Here is a 26,600-nt window from a genome sequence, read left to right as displayed (position 1 = left end):
TTTATTCCCGCGTAATTTGCATTGCTAACTGGATAGACACCGCCATGCTCTCAGACTTGGCTTTTCCTGTCCAGGCAATATCAAACGCCGTACCGTGGTCCGCAGAGGTGCGAATAAACGGCAATCCGGCGGTGATATTCACCCCATCATAAAATCCCAACAATTTTAGCGGAATATGGCCCTGATCGTGATACATCGCCACCACCATGTCGTACATACCTTCGTGGCACTGCATAAATACCGTATCCGGTGGACAGGGGCCCGTAACATTTACCCCTTCCGCTTGCATTGCACGCACCGCAGGTCCGACAATCGTTATCTCTTCCTCGCCAAACAGGCCATTTTCGCCGGCATGGGGGTTGACGCCAGCAACCGCAATACGTGGATTATCGAACCCTACCCGACGCAGGAAATCATTCGCCACCTGAATGACCGTTTTTACACGTTGCTCGCTGAGCGTATCAAGAAATTTGCGCAACGCGATGTGGGTGGTAACGTGAATGACTTTAAGCTGATCGGTATAAAGTACCATCGCGTAGTCTTTGCTGTTGGTCAGTTGTGCCAGCAGTTCGGTATGTCCGGGATAATGATGTCCCGCCAGATGCAACGCTTCTTTATTCAGCGGCGCGGTAGCAATAGCCTTAACTTCACCACTTAGCGCCAGTGCTGTAGCGCGTTTTATGCAGCGATAGGCCAAATCTCCCGCCTGCGCTTGCACCACTCCTGGCTGAAGAGCGGTAGGATCGGCAAGCGGTTCATCAATCACGTTGATAACACCTGGGGCGAATTGCGCCAGGTCTACGCTGTCGATAACCCGAAGTTCCGCTGGCGGTGTGACATTTAATGACTGGATACGACGCAGCGTTTGGGCACATCCCACAACCACAACCGGCGCGCCAGAGAGTTCTCCCTCCACCAGCGATTTAATAATAATCTCAGGTCCAATACCGGCAGGATCGCCCATTGTTACTGCAATAATGTTATTCACTCATGTTCTCCTCGATAAAATTTAAAACCTGACGCAACGTCGTTTCGTCACCGAATCCCCCTGCCTTTGTCATAACCGGGCGTTGCCAGTCGCCACCGACAAAATGACCGTACGGCACGCACTGGGCCACACGGTCGGTAATTCGAAATCCTGTTGCCTTAAGGGCGTCTGCAACCGCCATCGCCACATCGCCACCAGAGAGATACAGCGCGCCTGGCGATACCTCTTGCAAAACCTGGCGGATAAGCTGTCCAAGAAACAGGCAGATTTTTTCACCGAGCTGAACGCGATTCGTCTCCATGCGCACGCACAACTGCGGAATATGATGGCGTGCTTCACTGTCGGGACTTGTGTGAACGATGCAGTGTTTACCAGAGGCGAGGATTCCAACAATGCGCTGCACGTACGCTGTTGAACCACCGCTGAAAATATTCTCGATATCGATGAATGCCATCCCCACTTGCGGGTTCTGGTACACAGCGGCAACCTGTTGTTGAGCGATTTCACTCATTGATCCCACAACAGCCAGCAAGCGATGGGAAGAAGGTGCCCGCACATGGCGCGCCAGTGCATCACAGATTCCGGCTGACCCCACCAACAACGGCAGCTCATCCTGCATCAGCGCTTGAGTAACAATCACATCAAGGTCAGCGTCAGTCCGGGCATCCACAACCCAAATCTGCGGCGTCTCAACAACAGGCTCATGCAGGTGCTGCGTGTAGTCATTTAGAGACATCGACCGACACGCAATGGTGGTTTGCGCCTGTATCACTTCACAGATATCAGCACTCATCACCGGTGTTTTAGGATCGCTGGCAAATTCGGTATGCGTTACCGGAACGCCGTGAATCAGGCATTGCCCTTGCTCGGTGGTACGGCCTGCGGCAGGATAAGCAGCCGCTAAAATGGCACGTTTTTTGCCCGTTACTCGCATCAACGCGTCCAGTTCCGCCCCCGGATTACCCCGCAATGTTGAATCGATTTTCTTCAGCCACTGCGTCTGAGGTTCTGCCTGACAGGCAAGAGCCAAATCGCTTACCCTCGCCGCGGCTTGTTGAGCATCCAGTGCCCGGCTATCGCTGTTTATGACCAGCACATCTGCATCATCGGCACAGGGCAATGTGAAAGCGACGTTCACCGTCATTCCCGTCATCGCCAGACTCACTCCCGCATCATTTCCCCCCGTAAAGTCATCAGCAATGACAAGGATCTGGGGTCTTACAACATGTCTACTCATCCATGCTCCGGGTTGTTGAATTTTGATAATGATTATATTCAATCACATTTGATTAAATGTGAGCAAGCTCAAGTTATTCAGTTCCGAGATAAATTATAAATTTAGCCCATGATGAAATCGCTTTTGAAACGAAATGAGCGAATTCAATCACTCACCTACAGGAGAATGTTGTGGCAACAATCAATAGCACCGTGATTAGCGGTTCAAATGCCATCCCCGCACTGGAACCAATACTGACAGGCAAGCACCAGCTATTGCTGGTGACCGATAGCAATATCGTCAGGCTGGATGCAGTGGCGCAGATCCGCACCTTGCTCAGTAACGATGGCCGCCAGGTCACACTTATTGATAGCGTGCCTGCCGAGCCGGGTCATCATGACGTTGCGGCACTGTTAGAAAGCGTTAAAGGTCTTAACGTAGAGATGGTGATAGGTATTGGTGGTGGCAGCGTACTGGATGTAGCGAAGTTGCTCTCAGTCTTATGTCATCCTGAATCCTCTTCTCTTGACGCCATGCTGGCAGGCGAGAAACCGCTGCACCGCGTAGCTTCAGTGCTGATTCCAGCCACTGCAGGGACGGGTTCTGAAGCAACTCCTAATGCGATTCTGGCGATCCCGGAACAAAACACCAAGGTCGGCATCATTTCTCCGGTGCTATTACCCGATTACGTTGCCCTGTTGCCGGAACTGACGACCAGCATGCCAGCGCATATTGCGTCATCAACCGGAATAGATGCGTTATGTCATCTGATTGAGTGCTTTACAGCCACCATCGCCAATCCGATCAGTGACAATGCGGCACTCATCGGGTTACAGAAGTTGCTAAAGAACATCGAAACCTCGGTTAATGAACCGAACAATTTGCAGGCTAAACTTGAAATGCTGTGGGCGTCATATTATGGCGGAGTCGCGATTAATCATGCCGGAACACATCTTGTCCATGCACTCTCTTACCCACTCGGAGGTCGCTATCACCTGCCTCATGGTATAGCCAATGCCATTCTGTTAGCCCCTTGCATGAAAGCTATCCGTCCTCATGTGGTCGACAAGTTCGCTCAGGTCTGGGATCTGTTGCCTGATGCCGATCGGACCCTGAGTACCGAAGAAAAATCATTCGCGCTGGTGGAATACTTCTCCGCACTTGTGAAACGACTCAACCTGCCCGATAACCTGGCAACGCTCGGGGTACCACCCACAGATATTTCCACTCTCGCCAATGCCGCGCTCAACGTAAAACGTCTTATTAACAACACCCCCTGTCAGGTAAGCCATGACGATGTTAAGGCTATTTATCAAACACTTTTTCCAGAACTGATTACCAAAGGAGTGAATCATGAGTAAGAAAATTTGTGGTGTACTGACGGCAATCGTCACCCCCTTTGACAACGAAGGGGCGCTAAACCTCCACGAGCTCAAAAATCAGGTTAATCGCCAGCTAAACGCCGGCAACGGCATTTTCTGCGGCGGTACGAACGGTGAGTTTTTTGTGCTTAACGAGGAAGAAAAAATAGCAGTGACCCGCACCTGCGTTGAGGAAGTCGCTGGACGGGCAAATGTGGTGGCGCATATCGGTGAAATCTCAACCCGTGAAACCATTCGTCTGGGCAAGCAAATTGAAAAAATGGGCGTCGATGCCGTATCGGTGATTACGCCGTATTTTGTTCCGCTCAAACAGCAGGAACTGATTGCTCATTATACCGCGATTGCCGACGCGCTATCGGTGCCGGTATTTCTCTATAACATTCAGGCACGTACGGGTAACACCATTGAACCAGAAACCGCAAGCGTTCTGGCGGCGCATCCCAACATCATTGGTATCAAAGACAGCGCCGGGAGCTATGAAAGCCTCGAAGGTTTCCTCAACGCCGTCAAAGATATCGAAGGTTTTGATGTGCTAAATGGGCCGGACTCGCTGATTCATCAAGGATTCGTTGACGGTTGTTCAGCCTGTATTTCCGGTTTGGCGAACGTAGCGCCAAAAGAAATTAACGCTATCTGGACGCGATTCAAGGCCGGTGATGTTGTCGGATCGCGTGAAGCGCAGGAAAGCGTCACGGGTTTGCGAACCGAGCTCTATAACGTTGCGTTCTCGCCCGCCGCAGTCAAAAAAGCATTGCAAATCATGGGACATGAGGTAGGCGCAAGTCGTTACGCCGTCACGTTTAGTGAGCAACAGGAAAATACTATCCGCCAGATAGTGTCGCATCTCGCCCACTAAAGGATTTCTCAATCGTCACAAGAATACCCGGGAGCCTGGCGCCCCCTGGATTCGTACGCCCTGGAGGGCGGCTAAGATGAACTCATTTACCTCTTCAGACACTCTGATCATTGTAGGGATCGTGATTGCCTATATTATTTTTACAACCTGGCTCACTTTCCGCCTACGCAGTAAAAATGCTGGCGATTTTATGGAAGGCTCGCGTGCCATGCCTGCCTTCATCGTCGGTATTCTCCTTATGTCCGAATATATCGGCGCCAAATCGACCATTGGTACCGCTCAGGCAGCATTTGAAGGCGGAATAGCCGCATCCTGGTCTGTTCTCGGTGCCGCTATAGGTTTTCCTCTGTTCGGTCTGATACTGGTTAAACGTATCTACAATACAGGGAAAATCACTATATCGGGTGCCATTGCCGAGAAATATGGCAACAGCACAAAAAACATTATCTCTATCATCATGATTTACGCCCTGCTGCTGGTAAACGTCGGAAACTACGTCAGCGGCGCCGCGGCGATTTCGACAGTACTGCAGGTCAATTTACCTGTTGCCGCCTTTATAACCGCCATTGTGAGCACCTTCTATTTTGCCTTTGGCGGCATGAAAGGCGTTGCCTGGGTAACGATGCTGCACAGTGCCCTAAAGTACATTGGTCTGTTGATCATTATGGGGTTTGCTCTCTCAAGAACCGGCGGTTTCTCACCGATGATTGAACAAATGCCAGACTTTTACTGGACCTGGGATGGCAACATCGGCGCGGGTACTATCGTCGCATGGCTCATCGGTACCATTGGTTCTATTTTCTGTACACAGTTTGTGATCCAGGCGATTTCATCAACTAAAGATGTCAAATCCGCCCAACGATCAACATGGATCGCCTTCTTCTTTTGTTTACCAATTGCTTTTGCTATCGCCATTATCGGTGTGGCGGCGAAGTTTCTTCACCCAGAAATTAACAGCCTGTATGCAATGCCCATTTTTCTGCAGGATATGGACCCATGGCTGGCCGGCCTTGTGACAACGTCACTTGTAGCCTCTATTTTTGTTAGTGTCAGTACCGTTGCTCTGGCTATCGCCTCACTGGTGGTGAAAGATTTTTATGTGCCAATGCGTAACCCTACCAAGGAACAGGAGTTTAAAGCGACTCGCTGGATCTCCTTGTTCATTGGCTTCCTGCCGCTGATTTTCGTCCTGCTGGTACCGGAAGTATTAAAGCTCTCCTTCTTTACCCGTGCGATCCGACTCTCCATTACCGTCGTCGCCATTATCGCCTTCTATGCGCCGTTCTTTAAAAGTACTCGCGGTGCAAACTGTGCCCTGCTGGGAGCCTGCGTGGTGACATCCGTTTGGTATCTGCTGGGTGACCCGTTCGGTATCAATAATATGTACATCGCCTTGCTGACGCCTGCGGTGATTATGATTCTCGACCGTCTGATCCCTAACAAATCCCAGCAAGCTACTCCCAAACCTGTCGAAAATAATGGAGTCTAAAATGACCGTAACCGTAAATCGCGATGGCATGCTGCGAAAACTCGAACAAGATGAGCGTGTGGTTATTGCCATGCTGCCTTCAGAATGCCCGCAGAATCATGCCGCCAATATTATGCCTCTGCCCGATGGCTCACTGATGTGCGTCTGGTTCGGCGGTACTCAGGAAGGCATCGCAGACATCTCAATCTGGAGCTCACGTCTGCGCCCAGGAAGCGAGCGCTGGAGCCAGGCTGTTAAACTGTCTGATGATCCGGGTCGCTCAGAGCAAAACCCTGTGCTGTTCCTCGCGCCAGATAACGTCTTATGGCTGCTTTGGACCGCCCAGATCTCTGGCAATCAGGACACGGCTATTGTGCGTTATCGTCAATCACATGACCTTGGGGAGAGTTGGGGCGAGACAGGTACCCTGCTGGATAAACCGGGCACCTTTATCCGCCAGCCAATTATGGTGATGGACAATGGCAACTGGCTGCTTCCGGTTTTCTATTGCCGCACACGTACGGGCGAAAAATGGGTCGGTAATGATGATATTAGCGCAGTCAAAATTTCATCCGATCGCGGTAAAACCTGGCGTGATGTGGAAGTTCCGCAAAGTCTTGGCTGCGTTCATATGAACATTACACCGCTGCTGGACGGCTCACTTATCGCCCTGTACCGCAGCCGTTGGGCCGACAATATCTGGTACAGCACGTCCACCGATATGGGTGAAAGCTGGTCGGCACCACAACCAACGACATTACCCAATAATAATTCCTCAATTCAGGTTACTACGCTGGATGATGGCAGGCTCGCGCTGGTATTCAACGCGATGAACGCGACCGGAGCCAGTGAGCGCCGCACATCACTGTATGATGAAATTGACGATGGCGATGATGACCGCATCCAGCCGGTAGTGACATCAGGCCGTTCGGCTTTCTGGGGCGCACCACGCGCACCGATGACCGTCGCCCTCTCTGCCGATGGGGGTAAAACGTGGCCCTGGCAGCGTAATCTTGATGAAGGCGACGGTTATTGCATGACCAACAATTCACAAGAAAAACTCAACCGTGAGTTTTCCTATCCCAGTATTAAACAGGGTGCTGATGGTCAATTGCACATTGCTTATACGTATTTTCGTCAGGCCATTAAATACGTTCGCCTCACTCCGGAATGGATTCAGGAGGATCACTGATGATTATCGGTAATCTTAACGTTCTCGATCTGGCAGGGTTACCCTTCTGTCTGCAGGATATACTGCGCGATCCCCGCTGCCATCTCGCGGCCTTACAGGCACGAGAAGATGGCCGATGGCAGCCTGATAATGTCGACTGGTTTTGTACTCTTGGCCCAGCGCAAACCCAGCAAGCCTCGCAGCGTCATACTGAATACCATCGCCAGTGGGCCGATATACAGGTGGTTTTGACAGGAGAAGAGCGTATCAACGCGGGGGGAAAATCTGCTTTTTTCAACGGTGATGAAGAACGCAAACCCGACCTTTTTATTTCTACACAGGCTGAACTGAATGTCACGATAACGTTACGAGCAGGAGATTTTGCCGTCTTTATGCCTGGTGAAGCGCATCAGGCATTATGTGCGGTCAGCCAGCCAGGAACAGTCCGCAAAGCCGTGTTCAAAGTTCCCCTGTCATCTCCGGAGGTTTAAATGCGTCACGCGATTGTCACCGGAGCCAGCTCCGGGATCGGCGAGGCCATTGTCACTCAGTTGCTCAATGACGGCTGGCAAGTAACAGGTTTGTGCCGCTCCTCCGTCGCACGCAGCGATCCTGCGTTTTGCTGCGTGAATGTGGATCTGAGCGACAACTCATCTTTATGGGAGATAATGCCAACGCTCGCCACACCTGACGCTATTATTCATGCCGCAGGTATTATGGCTGCGGCACCGCTGGGGGAATTGAACGCCGACATCAGCCAGCGATTATGGCATTTACATATTGAGGCCGTCGAAACGCTGGTCAATTACTTTGCTCCCCGGATGGTCGCTGGCGGGCGGGTGGTGGCCATCGGAAGTCGAACCTCTCGTGGTGCGGCTGGTCGTTCACAGTATGCGGCAACCAAAGCCGCGTTGGTGGGAATGATCAGAAGCTGGGCCGCAGAACTTGCACCAAAAGGGATTACAGTGAATGTGGTCGCCCCAGGCGCTACGCAAACGCCAATGCTGAAGATGCCTGGCCGTGAAAGTTCTCCTCCCAACGTGCCACCCATTGGCCGCCTGATTAAACCTCAGGAAGTCGCTTCGCTGGTCGCCTGGCTGGTATCAGAAAATGCCGCTGCGGTAACCGGGCAGGAGTTAGTCATATGCGGCGGGGCATCGTTGCGCTAAATCCCCATCCGGGCGAGATACCCTCGCCCGGAATTTCATTAATAATGAAATAGTTAAAAATACGCAGAATGTTCGGCAGCAAATTATGTCATCCAGTCAATGAAATGCGATCTGAATCACAAAATGATTGTATTTTCGCCAGCAAACGTTTTAAGATCGTGCCCTTACCTTTTCGCAGCTAATCCACCTATTAGATATGACAACAGACACTGTTTCCCGCAAGGTCGCGTGGCTACGGGTAGTTACGCTTGCTATTGCCGGTTTTATTTTTAATACCACCGAGTTTGTCCCTGTCGGTTTGCTTTCCGACATCGCACAAAGCTTTAATATGCAGACCGCTCAGGTCGGGATCATGCTGACGATCTACGCCTGGGTTGTGGCCTTGATGTCGCTACCCTTCATGCTGCTCACCAGCCAGGTAGAACGCCGCAAGCTGCTGATCTGCCTGTTTGTCGTGTTTATTGCCAGCCACGTACTCTCTTTCCTGGCATGGAATTTTACCGTGTTGTTGATTAGTCGTATTGGTATAGCTTTCGCACACGCCATTTTCTGGTCGATTACCGCATCGCTGGCGATCCGCCTTGCTCCGGCCGGGAAACGCGCGCAGGCACTCAGTCTGATTGCGACCGGCACCGCGCTGGCGATGGTGCTGGGGCTGCCTATCGGACGCATCGTCGGCCAGTATTTTGGCTGGCGCACTACCTTCTTCGCCATTGGTATGGGGGCGCTAATTACTCTGCTTTGCCTGATTAAGCTCCTGCCAACATTACCCAGTGAGCATTCCGGTTCATTAAAAAGTCTGCCGGTGTTATTCCGCCGTCCGGCGTTGATGAGTCTGTATGTACTAACGGTGATTGTGGTCACCGCGCATTACACGGCCTATAGCTATATCGAACCGTTTGTGCAGACTGTCGCCGGGCTGAGCGCAAACTTTGCTACCGTACTGTTGCTGGTTCTGGGTGGTGCGGGTATTGTCGGGAGCGTCATATTCGGCAAGTTGGGTAATCAACATGCCTCCGTACTGATTAGCAGCGCCATTGCCCTGCTGACGATATGTCTGGTGCTATTACTGCCCGCCGCTGGCAGCGAAATGCATCTGGCTGTCCTGAGTATTTTCTGGGGCATCGCCATTATGTTGATAGGTCTGGGCATGCAGGTAAAAGTGCTGGCGCTGGCCCCGGATGCCACCGACGTCGCTATGGCATTGTTCTCCGGAATCTTCAATATCGGTATTGGCGCTGGCGCCCTGGTGGGCAATCAGGTGAGTCTGCACTGGTCAATGTCTACGATTGGTTACGTAGGCGCAGTGCCTGCCGTTGTAGCGTTGATATGGTCAGTGATTATCTTTCGTAAATGGCCGGTATCGCTGGAAGAACAGCCCCAGCATTGATAAAAAGTGCCCGGTAGACCATACCGGGCACCTTGCTTTACGCGTAAGTCTTAATAATTTCCAGCACGCCGTTTATAATAAACTGCACGCCCATACACACCAGCAGGAAGCCCATCAGACGGGAAATCGCTTCGATCCCCCCTTTGCCGACCAGGCGCATGATCCCCCCGGAACTGCGTAAACAGCCCCACAGAATAACCCCAACCACCGCAAAGATAATCGGTGGCGCAACCATGATCACCCACTCTGGAAATTCGGAGCCATGACGCACGGTGGAGGCCGAACTGATGATCATCGCAATCGTACCCGGGCCTGCAGTGCTTGGCATGGCCAGCGGGACGAAAGCAATATTGGCCGTTGGTTCGTCCTCCAGCTCTTCTGACTTGCTTCTCGCTTCCGGAGAATCATGCGCCTTCTGCTGTGGGAACAACATGCGAAAGCCGATAAACGCAACGATTAATCCACCTGCAATACGTAATCCGGGAATAGAAATCCCGAACGTATTCATTACCACCTGCCCGGCGTAGTAGGCCACCATCATAATGGCAAAAACATAGACAGATGCCATGAGTGACTGACGGTTACGCTCGGCGCTATTCATGTTGCCTGCAAGGCCGAGAAACAGCGCCACGGTGGTTAACGGGTTTGCCAACGGTAACAGGACTACCAGCCCCAGTCCTATTGCTTTAAACAAGTCCATCATAATGTCATCTTTCCTGTGCGTTTTTCGTCAACGGCAAGTATAAGGGCAAACTCAAGGGTTAAGCCATGTTGTCGATGTAAGGATTCATTAGCTCTTTTTTCGCATAAACCCAACGGTTCAGAATGTTAAAAACACGCTCTGCCTGGCGTGCTCCTGATGTTTTAGCAAAACGTGGCATTTGCTGACCCATTCATTTGACTTATATTTGCCTAAGCAATAATATCAGCCGTGACTAACTACTTGCCAGGGCAACCATTGTGAAAAGCACCAGTGATCTGTTTAACGAAATCATCCCACTGGGTCGTTTGATCTATATGGTTAATCAGAAAAAAGATCGTTTACTAAACGACTATCTGTCACCGCTGGATATCACGGCATCGCAGTTCAAGGTGCTCTGCTCCATCCGTTGCGCGGTGTGCATCACCCCTGTCGAATTGAAAAAAGTGCTGTCTGTCGATCTCGGCGCCCTGACGCGGATGCTGGACAGACTGGCCTGTAAAGGCTGGATTGAAAGGCTTCCGAATCCACATGACAAGCGAGGCGTGCTGGTGAAACTCACCGAGCATGGCGCAGCAATTTGCGAGCAGTGTCATCAATTAGTAGGGCAAGACCTGCACCAGGAACTAACAAAAAACTTAACGGCGGATGAAGTCACCACGCTTGAGCATTTGCTTAAGAAAGTCCTGCCGTAAACAGAAAGAGGTATGACGATGTCCAGACGCAATACTGACACAATCACTATTCATAGCATTTTGGACTGGATCGAAAATAACCTTGAATCGCCGCTCTCGCTGGAAAAAGTGTCAGAGCGTTCAGGTTACTCCAAATGGCACCTGCAACGGATGTTTAAAAAAGAAACCGGTCATTCACTTGGTCAATACATCCGCAGCCGTAAAATGACTGAAATAGCGCAAAAATTAAAAGAGAGTAACGAACCGATCCTTTATCTGGCGGAGCGTTATGGCTTTGAATCACAGCAGACGCTGACCCGAACATTCAAAAACTATTTTGATGTTCCGCCGCATAAATACCGTATGACGAATATGCACGGCGAATCACGTTATTTGCTGCCACTCAATCAATGTAATTGCTAATCGCCAGTTAACGACGTAACCGAGGAAATCATGAAACTTCTGTCATATGCGATGCTGGCCCTGATGTTTGCTTTTTCGGGCCAGAGCATGGCGGAACAAACCGCGCAACCTGCTGCCGCACAAAACAATCGCGACGCGATGATTATGCCCTCAGCACACGATCAGTCCCCGTTTGATTTTAATCATATGGGCGCAGGTAGCGACAAGTCCGATGAATTAGGCGTGCCTTATTACAATCTGCGCAACCTTTAATTTTATTGCCCCGTCACTGCGGGGCTTTTTTTACCCTCTCGCCTGGGCAATATTTCGCCAACGAAAGCCAAACACATTGATATACAGTCCAGCCATTATCAGTAATGCACCAAGCAGCTGTAATCCGCTTAGCGTCTCGTCCAGCAGTACGGCCGCACTCGCCAGACCAACAACGGGTACCAACAGCGACAGCGGTGCGACACGCCAGGTCTCATAACGTCCGAGTAATGATCCCCAGATGCCATAACCCACAATGGTCGCCACAAACGCCAGATAAACCAGCGACAGGATGGTCGTCAAATCTATCGCCACCAGACTTTGGGCTATTTGCGTTGGGCCATCAAGAAGTAATGAGGCCAGGAAAAATGGAACTATCGGGATTAATGCACTCCATACCACTAACGACATCACGGCCGGGCGCGACGTATGCTGCATGATTTTTTTGTTAAAGATATTGCCGCAAGCCCAGCTTAGCGCTGCCGCCAGCGTCAACATAAAACCGAGCATACCGACATGCTGTCCGTTCAGGCTGGCCTCAATCAGCACCAGTACGCCAAAAACGGCCAGCGCAATTCCTACTAACTGTTTGCCCTGCAGACGTTCGCCAAAGGCGAATGCCCCCAGAATGATGGTGAAAAACGCCTGGGCCTGTAATACCAGAGAAGCTAACCCGGCGGGCATACCGAATTTGATGGCGCTGAAGAGAAACGCGAACTGCCCAAAACTAATGGTCAGGCCATAGCCGAGTAAAAGCGAAAGCGGAATTTTCGGGCGGGCAACAAAGAATATAGCCGGGAACGCCACCAGCAAAAAACGTAACCCTGCCAACATCAATGGCGGCATATTGTGCAAACCCACCTTAATGACAACAAAGTTCAGCCCCCAAACTACGACGACCAGTAACGCCAATAACCCGTCTTTACGCGACATACCACCGCCCCTGCAAATATTAAATTTTTGTAAACAAGTTAAAGTAACGGAAATCGTTGTACCGTAACAGATCATTAATTCAGGTAGGCCATACAGGGCATTTTCGGACAACTTATTGGGTGTACATCACACTTTTAGCATGCTATTTGTTTCTGATATCTAAAAAAAACATAACAACATGCATTGTCGGGCAGGAAAATGAATATCTCTCTGAGAAGGTCCACTCTCGCTTTACTCGCGTCATCTTTGTTATTAACCATTGGTCGTGGCGCCACGCTGCCTTTTATGACGATCTATCTCAGCCGGCAGTACAACCTGAGTGTCGATCTAATCGGTTATGCGATGACGGTCGCGCTGACCATTGGCGTGGTGTTCAGCCTTGGCTTTGGTATTCTGGCCGACAAGTTCGATAAAAAACGCTATATGCTGCTGGCTATCTGCGGCTTTGCCTCCGGCTTTATCGCTATTCCGCTGGTGCATAACGTCGTGATAGTGGTTTTGCTCTTTGCCCTGATCAACTGCGCCTACTCCGTCTTCGCCACGGTGCTGAAAGCCTGGTTTGCCGATAACTTGTCTGCAACCAATAAAACGAAAATTTTCTCACTTAACTATACCGTGCTGAACATCGGCTGGACCGTTGGTCCACCGCTGGGCACGCTGCTGGTCATGCAAAGCATTAACCTGCCATTCTGGCTGGCTGCTGCATGTTCTGCGCTACCTCTGGTGTTTATCCAGACGTGGGTAAAACGTTCACCGGCAGCCGCAGACGGTGTAAACACCGCGGTTTGGTCCCCTTCAGTACTGCTGCGTGACAGAGCATTATTCTGGTTTACGCTGTCAGCCTTTTTGGCGTCATTCGTTGGCGGCGCCTTTGCGTCCTGTATTTCGCAATACGTTATGGTGGTTGCAGACGGCGATTTTGCCGAGAAAGTGGTGGCAGTCGTCCTGCCCGTCAACGCCGCCATTGTGGTATCACTGCAATACGCCCTCGGGCGCAGGCTCACCGCCACCAATATCCGCCCGCTAATGACAGTGGGCACACTGTTCTTTGTGGTCGGCCTGGTGGGCTTCACCTTCTCCGATAACAGTCTGCTGGTATGGGGACTTTCTGCTGCCTTTTTCACTATTGGTGAGGTCATCTACGCGCCAGGTGAATACATGCTCATCGACAACATCGCACCTGCTGGCATGAAAGCCAGTTATTTTTCCGCCCAGTCGTTAGGCTGGCTGGGGGCAGCGGTAAACCCATTAGTTAGCGGCGTCATTCTAACCAAATTGCCGCCATGGTCGCTGTTTGTGGCGTTGATGGTGGCAATCGTACTTGCCTGGGCGCTGATGATAAAAGGCATGCGCGCCAAACCCTGGGGCCAGACGGCAGTCTGCTAGTTATGTTCGCGACAGAGCCACAGTCACTCTGTCGCGTATCTCAGATGGCGACCAGACCCCGAACGCCCTCGGACTCCATATTTTTACCCTCACCACTTTGAATTATGCTGCCCCGCGACATAAGCAGGTACTTATCGGCCAGCTGCTCGGCAAAATCATAGAACTGCTCCACCAGCAAAATGGCCATGTCCCCACGGAGCGCCAGCTGGGAAATAACCTGACCAATCTCTTTAATCACCGACGGCTGGATCCCCTCGGTGGGCTCATCAAGGATCAACAACTGCGGGCGACTTGCCAGCGCCCGTCCAATCGCCAGCTGCTGCTGTTGCCCGCCGGACAAATCGCCGCCCCGCCGATGTTTCATCTCCTGTAGCACCGGAAAAAGCGCGTAAATATCATCCGGAACGCCTCGGGCCTCCTGCGTGGAAAATCGGGAAAGACCGAGCAAAAGATTCTCTTCTACCGTCAGACGCGGAAATATATCGCGCCCTTGTGGGACATACGCCACACCGGCCCTGACCCGCTGATGCGGCTTCCAGTGAGTAACATTTTTCTCCTGCCAGAACACGTTTCCGCTGCGGGCGGGAATCAGCCCCATCAGACACTTCAGAAGCGTCGTTTTACCCACGCCGTTACGTCCCAGCAGACATGTCACTTCGCCGATATGCGCTTCGAAGGTCACGCCTCGCAGAATATGGCTGCCACTATAATATTGATTCAGTTCTTTCACCTGCAGCATCTGCACTCCTTAACGCCCGAGATAAACTTCAATAACCTGCTCGTTGGCCTGCACTTCACGCAGACTCCCCTGAGCCAATACTTGCCCCTGGTGTAATACCGTGACGCGATCGGCGATGGTTTCGACAAATCCCATATCATGCTCAACAACCATCAAAGAATGCTTCCCGGCAAGCTGGCGAAACAGCTCCGCTGTGTATTCCGTCTCCGCATCCGTCATACCCGCCGCAGGCTCATCCAGCAGCAACAGATGCGGTTCCTGTACCAGCAGCATGCCAATTTCAAGAAATTGTTTTTGCCCGTGAGATAGCAGCCCAGCGGAGCGGGCGCGCTCATTGCCCAGTCGCAACAGTGCCAGTATTTCATCAATGCGATCCCGCTGTTCGCCTGAAAGACGCGCCCGTAAAACGCCCCAAACAGATTTATCGCTTTTCAGCGCCAGTTCCAGATTCTCCTCCACCGTTAACGCTTCAAATACCGTGGGCTTCTGGAATTTCCGCCCGATCCCCTGGCGCGCAATAGCAATGGGATCCAGCATGGTCAAGTCGGTCGACTGATCGTATATCGCACGACCACTTTGCGGCCTGGTTTTGCCGGTAATGACATCCATTAACGTCGTTTTTCCGGCACCGTTGGGGCCAATGATGCAACGAAGTTCCCCAACGCCAATATTGAGCGAGAGATCGGTCAGTGCCTGAAATCCATCGAAGTTAACGTTAATTTTTTCCAGCTGTAGCACCGGGTCAGTCTGGTTGCGAAACCGATCTCCCGGCATCTGGCGAGTAAATAGCCCTTCATCTGGCTGCATCATTTGTCTCCCTTGCGAAACAGACCCATTACACCTCGGGGTAAAAACAGCGTAACACCAATAAAGATCAGGCCAAGAAACAGCTGCCAGTATTCAGGCATAATCACGGTAAACAGGCTTTTAGCGCCATTCACTAACACGGCGCCGAATACCGGGCCGATAAGGGTTCCTCGCCCACCGAGGGCAACCCAAATCGCCGCTTCAATCGAGTTGGTCGGCGACATTTCGCTGGGGTTAATGATCCCCACCTGCGGAACATACAGCGCCCCTGCCAGGCCACACAGCACCGCTGAAAGCGTCCAAACCAGCAGTTTGAAACCTTTCGGATCGTAACCACAGAACATCAGACGGTTTTCGGCATCACGCACGGCAGTCAGAATACGACCGAACTTACTGCGGGCCAGCGCCAGTCCCAACCATAATGCCAGTACCAGCAGCATGACCGTCGCCAGAAACAGCGCAATACGGGTTGAGGTGGCGGCTACCGGGAATCCCAGAATAGTGGTAAAGCCGGTAAAACCGTTATTCCCCCCAAAACCCGTTTCGTTGCGAAAGAACAGCAGCATTCCGGCGAAAGTCAGGGCCTGGGTCATGATGGAGAAATAGACCCCTTTGATTTTTGACCGAAAGGCAAACCAACCAAATACCAGCGCCAGCAGGCCAGGAACCAGAACGACCAACAGTAGCGCCCAGATAAAATGTTGCGTTCCCCACCAAAACCAGGGCAGCTCGGTCCACGACAAGAATGACATGAAGGGCGGCAATCCTTCTCCAGAGGCCTGGCGCATCAGGTACATTCCCATCGCATACCCTCCCAGCGCAAAGAAAATACCGTGGCCCAGGGAGAGCATTCCTGCATAACCCCACACCAGATCCAGCGCGACCGCCACAATGGCATAGCAGAGAATTTTCCCGGCAAGCGTCAGCGTCCACACCGATATAGCCAGCGGATGGTCCGCAGGTAGCAGCGCAAGAAACGGCAGAATAATCAACGCCAACAGTAACCCCAGGCCCAGCACACGTGTCACGCGTGGCGCTTTACGCGCCAGCGTTAATGTCATTGGCATCGTCATCAGTCAATAACCCTCCCTTTTAGCGCGAACAGCCCCTGCGGACGCCTCTGAATGAACAGAATAATCAGCACCAGAATCATAATTTTGCCGAGTACCGCCCCTATCTGAGGCTCAAGAATTTTGTTGAAGATCCCCAGCCCAAACGCAGCAGCCACACTCCCGGCAAGTTGTCCCACGCCGCCCAGCACCACCACCAGAAACGAATCGATAATGTAGCTTTGTCCCAATTCCGGTCCTACGTTGCCCAATTGTGAGAGCGCGACGCCCCCCAATCCGGCAATACCTGAACCAAGGCCAAAGGCCAGCATATCGACGCGTCCAGTAGGTACGCCGCAGCATGCCGCCATATTTCGATTCTGCGTCACCGCACGTACGCGCAGCCCAAGGCGCGTTTTATTCAACAATAGCCAGGTGAAAAACAGCACCAGAATGGCAAAGCCAAGCACCACAATTCGGTTCCACGGTAAAATCAGATTGGCATAAACCTGAATCCCCCCGGAAAGCCATGCCGGATTGGCAACTTCAAGGTTCTGCGCGCCGAAGGTCATACGCACCAGTTGGATGAGCATCAGACTAATCCCCCAGGTCGCCAGCAGCGTTTCGAGAGGACGCCCGTATAAATGGCGGATCACTCCGCGCTCAAGCAGCATTCCTACCGCCGCGGTAAATAAAAAGGCAACCGGCAGCGCAATAGCCGGATACCAGGCTAACCATTGCGGGAAAAACTGGCCCATCAGCTGTTGCACAATCCAGGTACAGTAAGCCCCGAGCATTAACATCTCGCCATGCGCCATATTAATAACGCCGAGTAGCCCGTAGGTAATGGCCAGACCCAATGCCGCCAGCAGCAAAACAGAACCCAGCGACAACCCCATAAAGGCCTGTCCAAGAAGATCGCCAATCTTCATGCGATACGCGATGGAACTCAGACTGTCGCTGGCGGCAGCACGCACGCTGGCATCGGCCTCATGTTCAGCAAGGGTGAAAGGTTGCAGGCGCGCCTGGGTTTCAGGATCGTTTGAAGCCCCTATAAGCACAATGGCCTGCCGTCTGACCTCAGGCGAGCTGCTGGTTAACTGCAGGTTTGCCAGCGCAATAGCCAGCGCGGATTTCACATCGGCATCGGGCTCCTGTGCCATTCGTTGCTGCAAAAATGGCAGCATGCCTGGCAATGCCTCTCGTTGTAACGTGCGCGCTGCCTCAGCTCTTTTAGTGACACTGTCACTAAAAAGTTGATGGACGGCCAACGTTCCGGCAACCAGATTACGCAGTCGGTTAGTCAGCCGGACTTTTTTTAACTCGCCGTTCGGGCCTTTCGCCGTTCCTAACGGCTGTACGTGCGAGCCGCTTATGATGAACGCGTTTCTTGCGTTATCGGTCAGCAATTGCTCTTCACGCAACGCGTTGAGCATCGGCAAACGCTGAACGTCGGGATTGATCGACCATTGTTCGAGCAAGGCAGCCTGCTGAGTTCGATTTGCGGCTGTAAAGGTATCGGCATCTGATGCCTGCGCTATCCACGGCAAAAACCACGTCAGCAACAACACACCACGAATAAAGCGCATAGCTTTCATGAGCGTTCTCCAAAGCGTTGCCCGCCCGCAGGAGGGCACACGATCAATTGCTGGCAGTTTTAACGGGCTGTGCAGATTTTTTGTCATTACCGGCGATGTACGGACTCCACGGCTGGGCGCGGACCGGTTCATCGGATTGCCACACCACGTTAAACTGGCCGTTGCCTTCAATCTCGCCAATCATGACGGGTTTATGCAGGTGATGATTGGTGGCATCCATGGTCAGGGTAAAACCTGATGGTGCAGCAAATGATTGTCCTGCCATCGCTACGCGGACTTTATCCACATCAGTCGTTCCGGCTTTTTCTACCGCCTGCGCCCACATATGCAAACCAACATAAGTGGCTTCCATGGGGTCATTGGTTACCACCGAATCAGCATTTGGCAGTTTGTGCGCTTTGGCATACGCCCGGTAATCCGCAACGAATTTCTTGTTGGTCGCGTTATCTACGGACTCAAAGTAGTTCCACGCGGCAAGGTTGCCCACCAGCGGTTTGGTATCAATACCGCGTAACTCCTCCTCCCCCACGGAGAATGCCACCACCGGAACATCGGTGGCTTTCAGGCCCTGGTTCGCCAACTCTTTATAGAATGGAACGTTAGAATCGCCGTTGATGGTCGACACCACCGCCATTTTTCCTCCTGCAGCAAATTTCTTGATACTGGCGACGATGGTCTGGTAATCGCTGTGTCCGAATGGGGTGTACACCTCTTCGATATCTTTATCAGCAACGCCCTTCGAATGTAAAAAGGCGCGTAAAATTTTGTTCGTTGTACGCGGATAAACATAATCCGTGCCCAACAGGAAGAAGCGCTTAGCACTGCCGCCGTCTTCACTCATCAGATACTCAACCGCCGGGATCGCCTGCTGATTTGGCGCAGCTCCGGTATAGAAGACGTTAGGCGACATCTCTTCACCTTCATATTGCACCGGGTAAAACAGCAGACCGTTTAGCTCTTCAAATACCGGTAAAACTGATTTACGTGAAACCGATGTCCAACAGCCGAAGACCGCCGCCACTTTGTCCTGGCTCAACAACTGACGGGCTTTTTCAGCAAATAAGGGCCAGTTCGAGGCTGGGTCAACGACCACTGGCTCCAGCTTTTTTCCTAACACCCCGCCCTTCGCATTGATTTCATCAATAGTCATCAACGCCATATCTTTTAACGGCGTTTCGGAAATGGCCATCGTGCCGGATAACGAATGCATGATGCCGACCTTAATGGTATCGGCCGCCTGAACGCTAAAACTCATTCCCATCGCGACTACAGAGGTGGAAAGTGCAAAAATTTTTAAAAATTTACGACGCTGCATAGTTTCACTCCTGAAATTAGACTTGTTGAAAGCTCCGGTGCAGCCGGGCAGATAAAACGGTGCAAAATAAGGGTGTTCAGAAGTGATAAGGCAAAAACAATGCCAGATATTAAAAATCATATAAAATCAATGAATTATAATTAATTTACGAAGAGGGCATTAAAATTTTCTGCTACAAGGAATAATTGCACGATCAATTGAACCACGATGAGACAACGCTGCATTATAAGCGTGCAACAATTTGTGTCCGTATTACAGCATCATGACAACGTGTCCCGGTATAAAATCAGGGCTATTTGTGCGCAGATAAACGATCCTCGTCACTATTATTTATTTTTCCCGACGTTATCGCGTCAAAACTTTACTTTTTAGCCGAAATATTCAGACAGTTCAGCCTTTGTTTAAGATTGAATTGCTACTATAGTCATAAGCGAGGTGAACTTAAGGTAAGAGAGGAAACTCACAGATAAAGGAGCATTTACTATGCTGGGTAATATGAATATTTTTATGGCTGTTCTGGGAATTATTTTATTTTCCGGTTTCCTGGCCGCGTATCTTAGCCACAGATGGGATGATTGATGAACGGAGATAGTCCTGAACCGACCCGGCCCCTTGTTGCGTAGCTGCACAAGGGGCCATTTTTTTTACCTGCATCGCCCTTCCGCATCTTGTCCCTGATTAGCAGATAAAAAAAACCGCCGGTTAAACCAGCGGTAAATGCTTGCATGGATAGATTTGTGTTTTGCTTTTATACGCTATCTGGCAATTCCCTGCGAAGATAACGGATAGTCAGCTAACCTATCACTGGCAACCCCAATGAAAGCTAAACGAAACGTAACTACTTCGAAACGGTGTTCGCAAATCTCATGCGCTAAGGGGGTATGAGATCACACGATTAGTGTCAACCTGAGTGATCCGCTCGTATTCATCCATAAACATACAGCGATTCCTGCCGTTCTGCTTCCCTTGATACATCGCTCTGTCAGCGCGATCCAGTGCGGTATCCAGCGTTTCACCCTGTTGAACCCGGGTTATTCCAGCCGTTACCGTTATACCAATTTCGCCATCAGCATAGGGTATTTTTTTCTGGCCAATAAGCTGACAAAGCCGCAATCCCGCCAGGCAGACCTGTTCGTCAGTTTTAGTCCGGATGATGATGATAAACTCTTCACCGCCGTAGCGGTACGCTACCTCGTCATATCGCGTCCATGCCAACAAATTTGAGGCCATAGCACGCAACACTACATCCCCCACCAGGTGACCATAAGTATCATTAACGTGTTTAAAACGGTCGATATCCAATAACAATATATAAAGATTTAGCGGTTCGGCGTCGAGTAGTTGTTGATCAAATGACTCATCAAGCATTCTTCTCCCGGGTAAACCCGTTAATACATCGATATTACTGCGGATGTTCAATAAATATATCTTGTAGTCCATTACAGCAGACGTAAATGCCAATAGCGCGTCCTGGAAGCTGTCGAAATGCCATGTATGGCTACGATTCTCCACTATTGCCAATAGCAACTCCTTTCCTATTACATGCATTTTTTCATGAACAGAATAAATCTTGCTCACATAACTACTATCATCCTCATTGTTCAGCGATTGATCATTTATCCATTTTCCAAATCGACAAACAAAATGAGCGTTGTCACCCGTAATATCGGGATGAGTAACATCTGAGGACACAGCGCAGCGGAACATTTTTACCAGCCATTTGTAGTGGGCATCAATTGAGTTGTTCAACTCATTTATGATTGCATCTATTTCCGCTGTGTTTTTCATCATCACGGTTTCCTTCCCTGAATGAACACTTTGAACCGGGATTTTAACCATAAAAAAGAAAATTTATGTAAATTTAGTTATAGAAATCAATGGTGTCATAGCACTTGCCATTTATCGCGATTATTGATTTAATTCCCAGCCAAAACAATAACAGATAGAAACTAATGAATAAAATGACTGACGATGGCGCTAAAATTTACACACCAATGACGCTAAAACTTTATGACTGGTGGGTGCTAGGAGTATCAAATCAATATGCCTGGAAGTGTCCGACCAGGGAACACCTTCTTCCCCATTTTCTCCAGCATATGAGTAAAACACATCTGGATATTGGCGTTGGAACCGGATTTTACCCCTATCACGCTCCTGACGGCTGTGTAATATCGCTAATGGATTTGAATGAAGCCAGTCTGGACGCTGCTGCATCAAGAATCGGGGAAGCGAAAATTCAGCGCAAAATTAAGCATGACGTGTTCGAATCTTACCCTACGGATTTGCACAATGAGTTCGATTCCATTTCCATGTTTTATCTCCTGCACTGCTTGCCTGGCAATATATCAGCGAAAGCCAGTGTGATAGCAAATGCCGCACGGGCTTTAACAGACACGGGTACGCTGTATGGCGCAACTATTCTTGGCGATGGTGTTATACACAACACTTTCGGAAATAAACTCATGAGCATCTACAATAAGAAAGGTATTTTCTCAAACGCTAATGATTCTGAAGAGGGACTGAAACAGATTCTGTCAGCGCATTTTGAACATGTTAATACGCAAGTAACCGGTACTGTAGCGATATTTTCAGCATCAGGTAAAAAATAGCGCCCTGACATTATTAACTGACAGCCTGGAGCATTACCATTAGGGAAAGACAATAAAAAAAGCCTGTCATTCATGACAGGCTAATGGGGTGGATAATGTTGATAACATTTATTATACCTGTGGTGCCGGGTGCCTCCCGGTGAAACAGCCCCAGCCGGTTAGTTTCGCGTTGCATACCAGGCAAAGGAGGTATGGCTGGACGCCCCACCGCTCAGGGGGATTCACCACCATTGGGAAGATAAAATTATTCATGACGCCAGACAACGTTCGCTGATGGCTTTTCAGAATCAGATATTTAAATACGCAAAAACCGGGCATTACACCCGGTTACTCTCACTATCTGAACAAATCCTACGCGCTCAAACCACGATGTTCCAGCATTGGAGCCATTCGTGGGTCGCGCCCGCTCCACTGGCGATAAAGCTCAGCTAAATCACTACTGTTCCCGCAAGATAAAATCGCTTCGCGGAATTTCTGCCCATTTTCACGCGTTAATCCGCCCTGCTCCACAAACCACTGATAGCCGTCATCGGCCAGCATTTGCGTCCACAAATAGGCGTAATAACCTGCGGCATAACCCCCGCCGAAGATATGGGCAAAGTAACTGCTGCGATAACGCGGTGGCACGGCTTTAAGGTCCAAATCTTCCGCCGCCAGTGCCTGCTGTTCAAATTGATCGACCGAGCGAGATGAGTCACTCACATCCAGGGAGTGCCAGCGCATATCCAGCAATGCGGCGCTGAGCAGTTCAGTCATGTCGTAACCTTTGTTAAACAAGCTGGCCTGTTGCATTTTATCCCGTAATACCGGTGGCATTTGCTCCCCGGTATCAACATGACGCGCAAAACGGGCAAAGACCTGCGGATGACTCGCCCAGTGTTCGTTAATCTGCGATGGAAACTCGACAAAATCACGCGGAGTGTTAGTCCCTGAGAGCGTGGCATAACGCTGAGTGGCGAAAAGGCCGTGCAACGTATGTCCAAACTCATGAAATAACGTAATAACATCATCCCACAGCAGCAAGGCGGGTTGGCCCTGAGCGGGTTTCTGATAGTTGCAGACGTTGTAAATCACCGGTCTGGTTTCGTTTAGCCGCGATTGCTCAACAAAATTGCCCATCCAGGCACCGCCGCTTTTTGATTCCCGGGCAAAGAAATCACCATAAAATAACGCCAGTCCTACGCCATCATGATCGAATATTTCCCATACCCGTACATCGGGGTGATAAACCGGAATGTCGAAACGCTCGATAAACTTGATGCCAAACAGTTGATTAGCCGTCCAGAAAACCCCCTCGTTCAGCACCGTATCCAGAGCAAAATAAGGTTTGAGCTGCAGCTCATCAAGCGCATATTTCTCACGGCGGACCTGTTCGGCATAGAATGACCAGTCCCAGGCCTCTGGGCTAAATTGCCCGTTTTCTTTAGAGATAACCTTCTGGATTTCAGCCTGCTCATCCAACGCCCGCGCTCGCGCGGCAGGAACAATCGCCCGCATGAAATTTAGTGCCGCTTCCGGCGTTTTTGCCATTTGATCGGCAATTTTCCAGGCGGCGTAATTGGCAAAACCGAGGAGTTTTGCCTGCTGCATCCGAATATCAACCAGCCGCTGAATGATCGCCCGCGTGTCGTTGGCGTCATTATTTTCGGCCCGTGTCCATGCGCGGGTGAACAGGTTTTCACGGGTCTGGCGATCGCGTAACATCGCAAGCGCCGGTTGCTGAGTCGTGTTTAGGAGCGGAATAACCCAATGCGCTTCAAGCCCTTTTTCCCTTGCTGCTTCGGCGGCAACGGTAATTTCGTCAGCGCTGAACCCGTCCAGATGCCGGACATCGTCCACCACCAAAGCACCGGACTTGTTCGCTGCCAACAGCCGTTGATTAAACTGACTGGTCAGGGTGGCGGATTCCGTGTTGAGCGCTTTCAGGCTGGCTTTATCCGCCTCATTCAGACGGGCACCAGCCAGTACAAAACGCTGGTGGACGACCTCCAACAGGCGTAATGACTCGCTATCCAGACCTGACGTACTGCGCCGTTGCCATACGGCTTCGACGCGCGCAAAAAGCGCGTCATTGAGGTAAATGTCATTGGCCAGCGCGGCAAGCTCTGCGGAAAACATTTCGTCGAGGCGCTGTATTTCATCATTAGTGTGAGCCGCCGTCATCGCGAAGAAAACGTTGGTCACGCGTGTGAGCAGCGCGCCGCTTTGTTCAAGTGCCAGCAAAGTATTTGCAAAATCAGGGATCTGTGGGTTTTGCACAATCACTTCGATCTCTGCGCGTTTTTGCCGCACGCCTTCCTCGAAAGCAGGACGATAATGCTGCACGTCTATCAGATCAAATTGCGGTGCCTGATACGGCAATGTGCTGTGGTGTAAAAAAGGATTCGTTAACGACATCTTTCACTCCTGAAAACGATTTGTTTACCAGAGTAGACTTCCCTGTAATCTACCGCAATCGCGTTAAGCAGGAATAGCTCTGAACGGAAATGACGTGCTATGGTAGTGCTACATAAAAAGCGTTGAGGAACAGTGAGATGATCGTTTTAGTAACCGGAGCAACGGCAGGTTTTGGTGAGTGCATTACGCGTCGTTTTATTGAGAATGGGCATAAAGTTATTGCCACCGGACGCCGCCAGGAGCGCCTGCAGGAGCTCAAAGACGAGCTGGGTGACCGCCTCTATACCGCACAGCTGGACGTACGTAATCGTGCATCAATAGAAGGGATGCTCGACGCCCTACCTGCTGAGTGGCGCAATATTGATGTACTGGTCAACAACGCGGGTCTGGCGCTGGGTCTTGAGCCAGCCCATAAGGCCAGCATTGAAGACTGGGAAAATATGATCGACACCAATAATAAAGGTCTGGTTTATATGACCCGTGCCGTTTTGCCAGGCATGGTTGAGCGTAACCGCGGTCACATTATCAATATCGGTTCTACCGCGGGCAGTTGGCCATACGCTGGTGGTAACGTGTACGGCGCGACCAAAGCGTTTGTTCGCCAGTTTAGCCTGAATTTACGTACTGACTTACACGGCACCGCGATTCGCGTTACCGACATTGAGCCAGGCCTGGTTGGCGGTACGGAATTCTCGAATGTGCGTTTCAAAGGCGATGACGCCAAAGCTGAAAAAGCTTACGAAAATACGACCGCGCTGACCCCGCAAGATGTCACAGAAGCGGTATGGTGGGTGGCGTCCTTACCTGCTCATGTCAACATTAACACCCTTGAAATGATGCCTGTCACACAGTCATTTGCAGGACTGAGTATTCATCGGAGCTAATTTCACTGCCCGGCCTTGTGCCGGGTATAGATAGCCTGAAATAAGTGATAAGATCTCTGGGTTAACTCTCTAAAAAGTAATAATGAATGACCGAAGAAACGCAGCTCAACCCTACACAGCCGGTAAATCAACAGATCTACCGTATTCTTCGTCGCGATATCGTGCACTGTCTGATTGCACCCGGTACACCGTTGTCGGAGAAAGAGGTTTCCGTACGCTTTAATGTGTCCCGCCAGCCGGTACGAGAAGCATTCATCAAACTGGCAGAAAACGGCCTGATTCAAATTCGCCCGCAGCGTGGCAGTTACGTGAACAAAATTTCGCTGTCGCAAGTACAAAATGGCTGTTTTGTACGCCAGGCAATTGAATGTGCCGTAGTTCGCCGCGCCGCAGCATTGATCACCGATAAACAGAGCTATCAGCTCGAACAGAATCTGCATCAGCAACGTATTGCGATTGACCGAAAACAAATTAATGATTTCTTTCAGCTCGATGACGAATTTCATCAGAAACTGGCTTTAATCGCCGAGTGTCAGCTCGCCTGGGATACCGTCGAAAATATAAAGGCCACGATTGACCGCGTTCGCTATATGAGTCTGGATCATATCTCTCCGCCAGAAATGCTGCTGCGCCAGCATCACGACATCTTTGCCGCACTTGAGAAGCATGATGGCGATGCCGTTGAGCGCGCAATGATGCTGCATCTTCAGGAAATAGGTGAGTCCGTTCAGCTTATTCGTCAGGAAAATAGCGACTGGTTCAGCGAAGATTAATATTACGCTCACCTCGCGCAGAGGTGAGTTTATTCTGCATCCCCCACTCTCCTGCACATCTGCATAAAAAAAGCTGTGATTTTGATCGAAAACAAAAAAAATCATTAACGAGAAGCGTATTTATATTGCGCCCGTTACGTGGGACTAAAAGCCCACGGGCTTTGACGGTAAGTTGGAAAGGAGAAAACACCATGAAAACATACGATCGTAACCGTAACGCAATCACCACTGGCAGCCGCGTCATGATTAGCGACACCGGACTCACAGGCCGCATTACAGCGATAGATACCGATGGCCTGACCGCTGAGCAAATTCGTCGCGGTAAAACAGTGGAAATCGAAGGGTGTGAAGGTAAATATGCCCCCCTCGAACTGATTCGTTTGGGCATGAACTAATTGGTGTGAATGCCAAAACAATGCGCCAT

General features: G+C 50.7%; 27 protein-coding genes. 16 read left to right on the top strand and 11 right to left on the bottom strand.

From position 1 onward, the window contains the following. Position 1: 1 nt before the first annotated feature. Together On2M_RS15150 and On2M_RS15145 are read right to left on the bottom strand one after the other, a co-directional pair. On the bottom strand, positions 2-988 hold the full coding sequence (locus On2M_RS15150; protein WP_151219178.1) for a D-threonate 4-phosphate dehydrogenase: 987 nt from the start codon (positions 986-988) through the stop codon (positions 2-4). Beyond that, entirely contained in the window at positions 981-2,225 is a 1,245-nt protein-coding gene (locus On2M_RS15145; protein WP_210905066.1) for a four-carbon acid sugar kinase family protein, read from the bottom strand. Before On2M_RS15145 ends, On2M_RS15150 begins: the two co-directional genes overlap by 8 nt. A 170-nt stretch (positions 2,226-2,395) precedes the next feature. Between On2M_RS15145 and On2M_RS15140 the strand changes: the two genes are divergently transcribed. The 7 genes from On2M_RS15140 (at position 2,396) to On2M_RS15110 (ending at position 9,640) form a co-directional block, all read left to right on the top strand. Next, on the top strand, positions 2,396-3,565 hold the full coding sequence (locus tag On2M_RS15140; RefSeq protein WP_210905065.1) for an iron-containing alcohol dehydrogenase: 1,170 nt from the start codon (positions 2,396-2,398) through the stop codon (positions 3,563-3,565). Then, the gene (locus On2M_RS15135; RefSeq protein WP_210905064.1) at positions 3,558-4,442 is read left to right on the top strand and encodes a dihydrodipicolinate synthase family protein; all 885 of its coding nucleotides are present in this window, start codon (positions 3,558-3,560) and stop codon (positions 4,440-4,442) included. Before On2M_RS15140 ends, On2M_RS15135 begins: the two co-directional genes overlap by 8 nt. Positions 4,443-4,518: 76 nt before the next feature. After that, positions 4,519-5,931, top strand: a complete 1,413-nt coding sequence (locus On2M_RS15130) for a sodium:solute symporter family protein (RefSeq protein ID WP_151219174.1) — start codon at positions 4,519-4,521, stop codon at positions 5,929-5,931. Between the two features lies 1 nt (position 5,932). Continuing rightward, complete coding sequence (locus On2M_RS15125; protein WP_151219173.1) at positions 5,933-7,102, top strand: exo-alpha-sialidase; 1,170 nt, start codon at positions 5,933-5,935, stop codon at positions 7,100-7,102. Next, complete coding sequence (locus tag On2M_RS15120; RefSeq protein ID WP_151219172.1) at positions 7,102-7,572, top strand: YhcH/YjgK/YiaL family protein; 471 nt, start codon at positions 7,102-7,104, stop codon at positions 7,570-7,572. The genes On2M_RS15125 and On2M_RS15120 overlap by 1 nt, the downstream gene beginning before the upstream one ends. Then, positions 7,573-8,250, top strand: coding sequence for an SDR family oxidoreductase (locus tag On2M_RS15115; protein ID WP_151219171.1), 678 nt, complete (start codon positions 7,573-7,575; stop codon positions 8,248-8,250). Between the two features lie 196 nt (positions 8,251-8,446). After that, the gene (locus On2M_RS15110; RefSeq protein WP_151219170.1) at positions 8,447-9,640 is read left to right on the top strand and encodes a sugar transporter; all 1,194 of its coding nucleotides are present in this window, start codon (positions 8,447-8,449) and stop codon (positions 9,638-9,640) included. A gap of 37 nt (positions 9,641-9,677) precedes the next feature. On the opposite strand, the gene On2M_RS15105 is transcribed toward On2M_RS15110, so the two are convergent. Then, positions 9,678-10,343: a MarC family NAAT transporter gene (locus tag On2M_RS15105; RefSeq protein ID WP_151219169.1), complete on the bottom strand. Its 666-nt coding sequence runs from the start codon at positions 10,341-10,343 to the stop codon at positions 9,678-9,680. Positions 10,344-10,600: 257 nt separating this feature from the next. Between On2M_RS15105 and marR the strand changes: the two genes are divergently transcribed. From marR to marB, 3 genes are read left to right on the top strand one after another with little or no spacing between them, the layout of a single operon-like run. Beyond that, on the top strand, positions 10,601-11,035 hold the full coding sequence (marR, locus tag On2M_RS15100; protein WP_040231108.1) for a multiple antibiotic resistance transcriptional regulator MarR: 435 nt from the start codon (positions 10,601-10,603) through the stop codon (positions 11,033-11,035). Between the two features lie 18 nt (positions 11,036-11,053). Further along, entirely contained in the window at positions 11,054-11,437 is a 384-nt protein-coding gene (marA, locus tag On2M_RS15095) for an MDR efflux pump AcrAB transcriptional activator MarA (RefSeq protein ID WP_003032424.1), read from the top strand. 30 nt (positions 11,438-11,467) lie between these two features. Then, a complete protein-coding gene (marB, locus tag On2M_RS15090; protein ID WP_151225441.1) occupies positions 11,468-11,689 on the top strand; it encodes a multiple antibiotic resistance protein MarB in 222 nt (73 codons plus the stop codon). A gap of 30 nt (positions 11,690-11,719) precedes the next feature. Here the strand turns inward: marB and eamA are convergent, their stop codons facing one another. Beyond that, positions 11,720-12,619: an O-acetylserine/cysteine exporter gene (gene eamA, locus On2M_RS15085; RefSeq protein WP_210905063.1), complete on the bottom strand. Its 900-nt coding sequence runs from the start codon at positions 12,617-12,619 to the stop codon at positions 11,720-11,722. Between the two features lie 198 nt (positions 12,620-12,817). Here eamA and ydeE point away from each other — a divergent pair, with 198 nt between their 5' ends. Then, positions 12,818-14,005, top strand: a complete 1,188-nt coding sequence (ydeE, locus tag On2M_RS15080; protein ID WP_210905062.1) for an efflux MFS transporter YdeE — start codon at positions 12,818-12,820, stop codon at positions 14,003-14,005. Positions 14,006-14,045: 40 nt separating this feature from the next. Here ydeE and urtE read toward each other — a convergent pair whose 3' ends face one another. The 5 genes from urtE to urtA are packed head-to-tail and all read right to left on the bottom strand — an operon-like array spanning position 14,046 to position 19,513. Then, positions 14,046-14,744, bottom strand: a complete 699-nt coding sequence (gene urtE / locus On2M_RS15075; protein WP_210905061.1) for an urea ABC transporter ATP-binding subunit UrtE — start codon at positions 14,742-14,744, stop codon at positions 14,046-14,048. Positions 14,745-14,753: 9 nt separating this feature from the next. Further along, entirely contained in the window at positions 14,754-15,551 is a 798-nt protein-coding gene (gene urtD / locus On2M_RS15070; RefSeq protein WP_151219496.1) for an urea ABC transporter ATP-binding protein UrtD, read from the bottom strand. Beyond that, positions 15,551-16,624 carry an urea ABC transporter permease subunit UrtC gene (urtC, locus tag On2M_RS15065; protein WP_187252465.1) on the bottom strand — a complete coding sequence of 358 codons (1,074 nt, stop codon included), beginning with the start codon at positions 16,622-16,624 and terminating at the stop codon, positions 15,551-15,553. Before urtC ends, urtD begins: the two co-directional genes overlap by 1 nt. Beyond that, complete coding sequence (gene urtB, locus On2M_RS15060; protein WP_210905060.1) at positions 16,624-18,198, bottom strand: urea ABC transporter permease subunit UrtB; 1,575 nt, start codon at positions 18,196-18,198, stop codon at positions 16,624-16,626. Before urtB ends, urtC begins: the two co-directional genes overlap by 1 nt. Positions 18,199-18,241: 43 nt before the next feature. Next, positions 18,242-19,513: an urea ABC transporter substrate-binding protein gene (urtA, locus tag On2M_RS15055; RefSeq protein WP_187252467.1), complete on the bottom strand. Its 1,272-nt coding sequence runs from the start codon at positions 19,511-19,513 to the stop codon at positions 18,242-18,244. Between the two features lie 483 nt (positions 19,514-19,996). Here urtA and mgtS point away from each other — a divergent pair, with 483 nt between their 5' ends. Continuing rightward, complete coding sequence (gene mgtS, locus On2M_RS15050) at positions 19,997-20,092, top strand: protein MgtS (RefSeq protein ID WP_151219161.1); 96 nt, start codon at positions 19,997-19,999, stop codon at positions 20,090-20,092. A 285-nt stretch (positions 20,093-20,377) separates the two neighbouring features. Here mgtS and On2M_RS15045 read toward each other — a convergent pair whose 3' ends face one another. Further along, positions 20,378-21,304 carry a diguanylate cyclase gene (locus tag On2M_RS15045; protein ID WP_151219160.1) on the bottom strand — a complete coding sequence of 309 codons (927 nt, stop codon included), beginning with the start codon at positions 21,302-21,304 and terminating at the stop codon, positions 20,378-20,380. Between the two features lie 161 nt (positions 21,305-21,465). Between On2M_RS15045 and On2M_RS15040 the strand changes: the two genes are divergently transcribed. Next, positions 21,466-22,122: a class I SAM-dependent methyltransferase gene (locus On2M_RS15040; RefSeq protein ID WP_151219159.1), complete on the top strand. Its 657-nt coding sequence runs from the start codon at positions 21,466-21,468 to the stop codon at positions 22,120-22,122. Between the two features lie 351 nt (positions 22,123-22,473). Here the strand turns inward: On2M_RS15040 and dcp are convergent, their stop codons facing one another. Then, positions 22,474-24,519 carry a peptidyl-dipeptidase Dcp gene (gene dcp / locus On2M_RS15035; RefSeq protein WP_210905059.1) on the bottom strand — a complete coding sequence of 682 codons (2,046 nt, stop codon included), beginning with the start codon at positions 24,517-24,519 and terminating at the stop codon, positions 22,474-22,476. 137 nt (positions 24,520-24,656) lie between these two features. On the opposite strand from dcp, the gene ydfG reads away from it, so the two are divergent. The 3 genes from ydfG to ydfZ all read left to right on the top strand — a co-directional run bounded on the left by ydfG (position 24,657) and on the right by ydfZ (position 26,571). Continuing rightward, positions 24,657-25,403: a bifunctional NADP-dependent 3-hydroxy acid dehydrogenase/3-hydroxypropionate dehydrogenase YdfG gene (gene ydfG, locus On2M_RS15030; RefSeq protein WP_151219158.1), complete on the top strand. Its 747-nt coding sequence runs from the start codon at positions 24,657-24,659 to the stop codon at positions 25,401-25,403. 86 nt (positions 25,404-25,489) lie between these two features. Further along, positions 25,490-26,176, top strand: a complete 687-nt coding sequence (locus On2M_RS15025) for a GntR family transcriptional regulator (RefSeq protein ID WP_151219157.1) — start codon at positions 25,490-25,492, stop codon at positions 26,174-26,176. Between the two features lie 191 nt (positions 26,177-26,367). After that, complete coding sequence (gene ydfZ / locus On2M_RS15020) at positions 26,368-26,571, top strand: putative selenium delivery protein YdfZ (protein ID WP_003032393.1); 204 nt, start codon at positions 26,368-26,370, stop codon at positions 26,569-26,571. Positions 26,572-26,600: the final 29 nt, after the last annotated feature.

The organism is Citrobacter sp. On2M (assembly GCF_018035235.1).
Taxonomy (GTDB): Bacteria; Pseudomonadota; Gammaproteobacteria; order Enterobacterales; family Enterobacteriaceae; genus Citrobacter; species Citrobacter meridianamericanus.
Note: the sequence above shows the minus strand (reverse complement) of the source record. Positions and strands in the feature narration are given on the sequence as shown.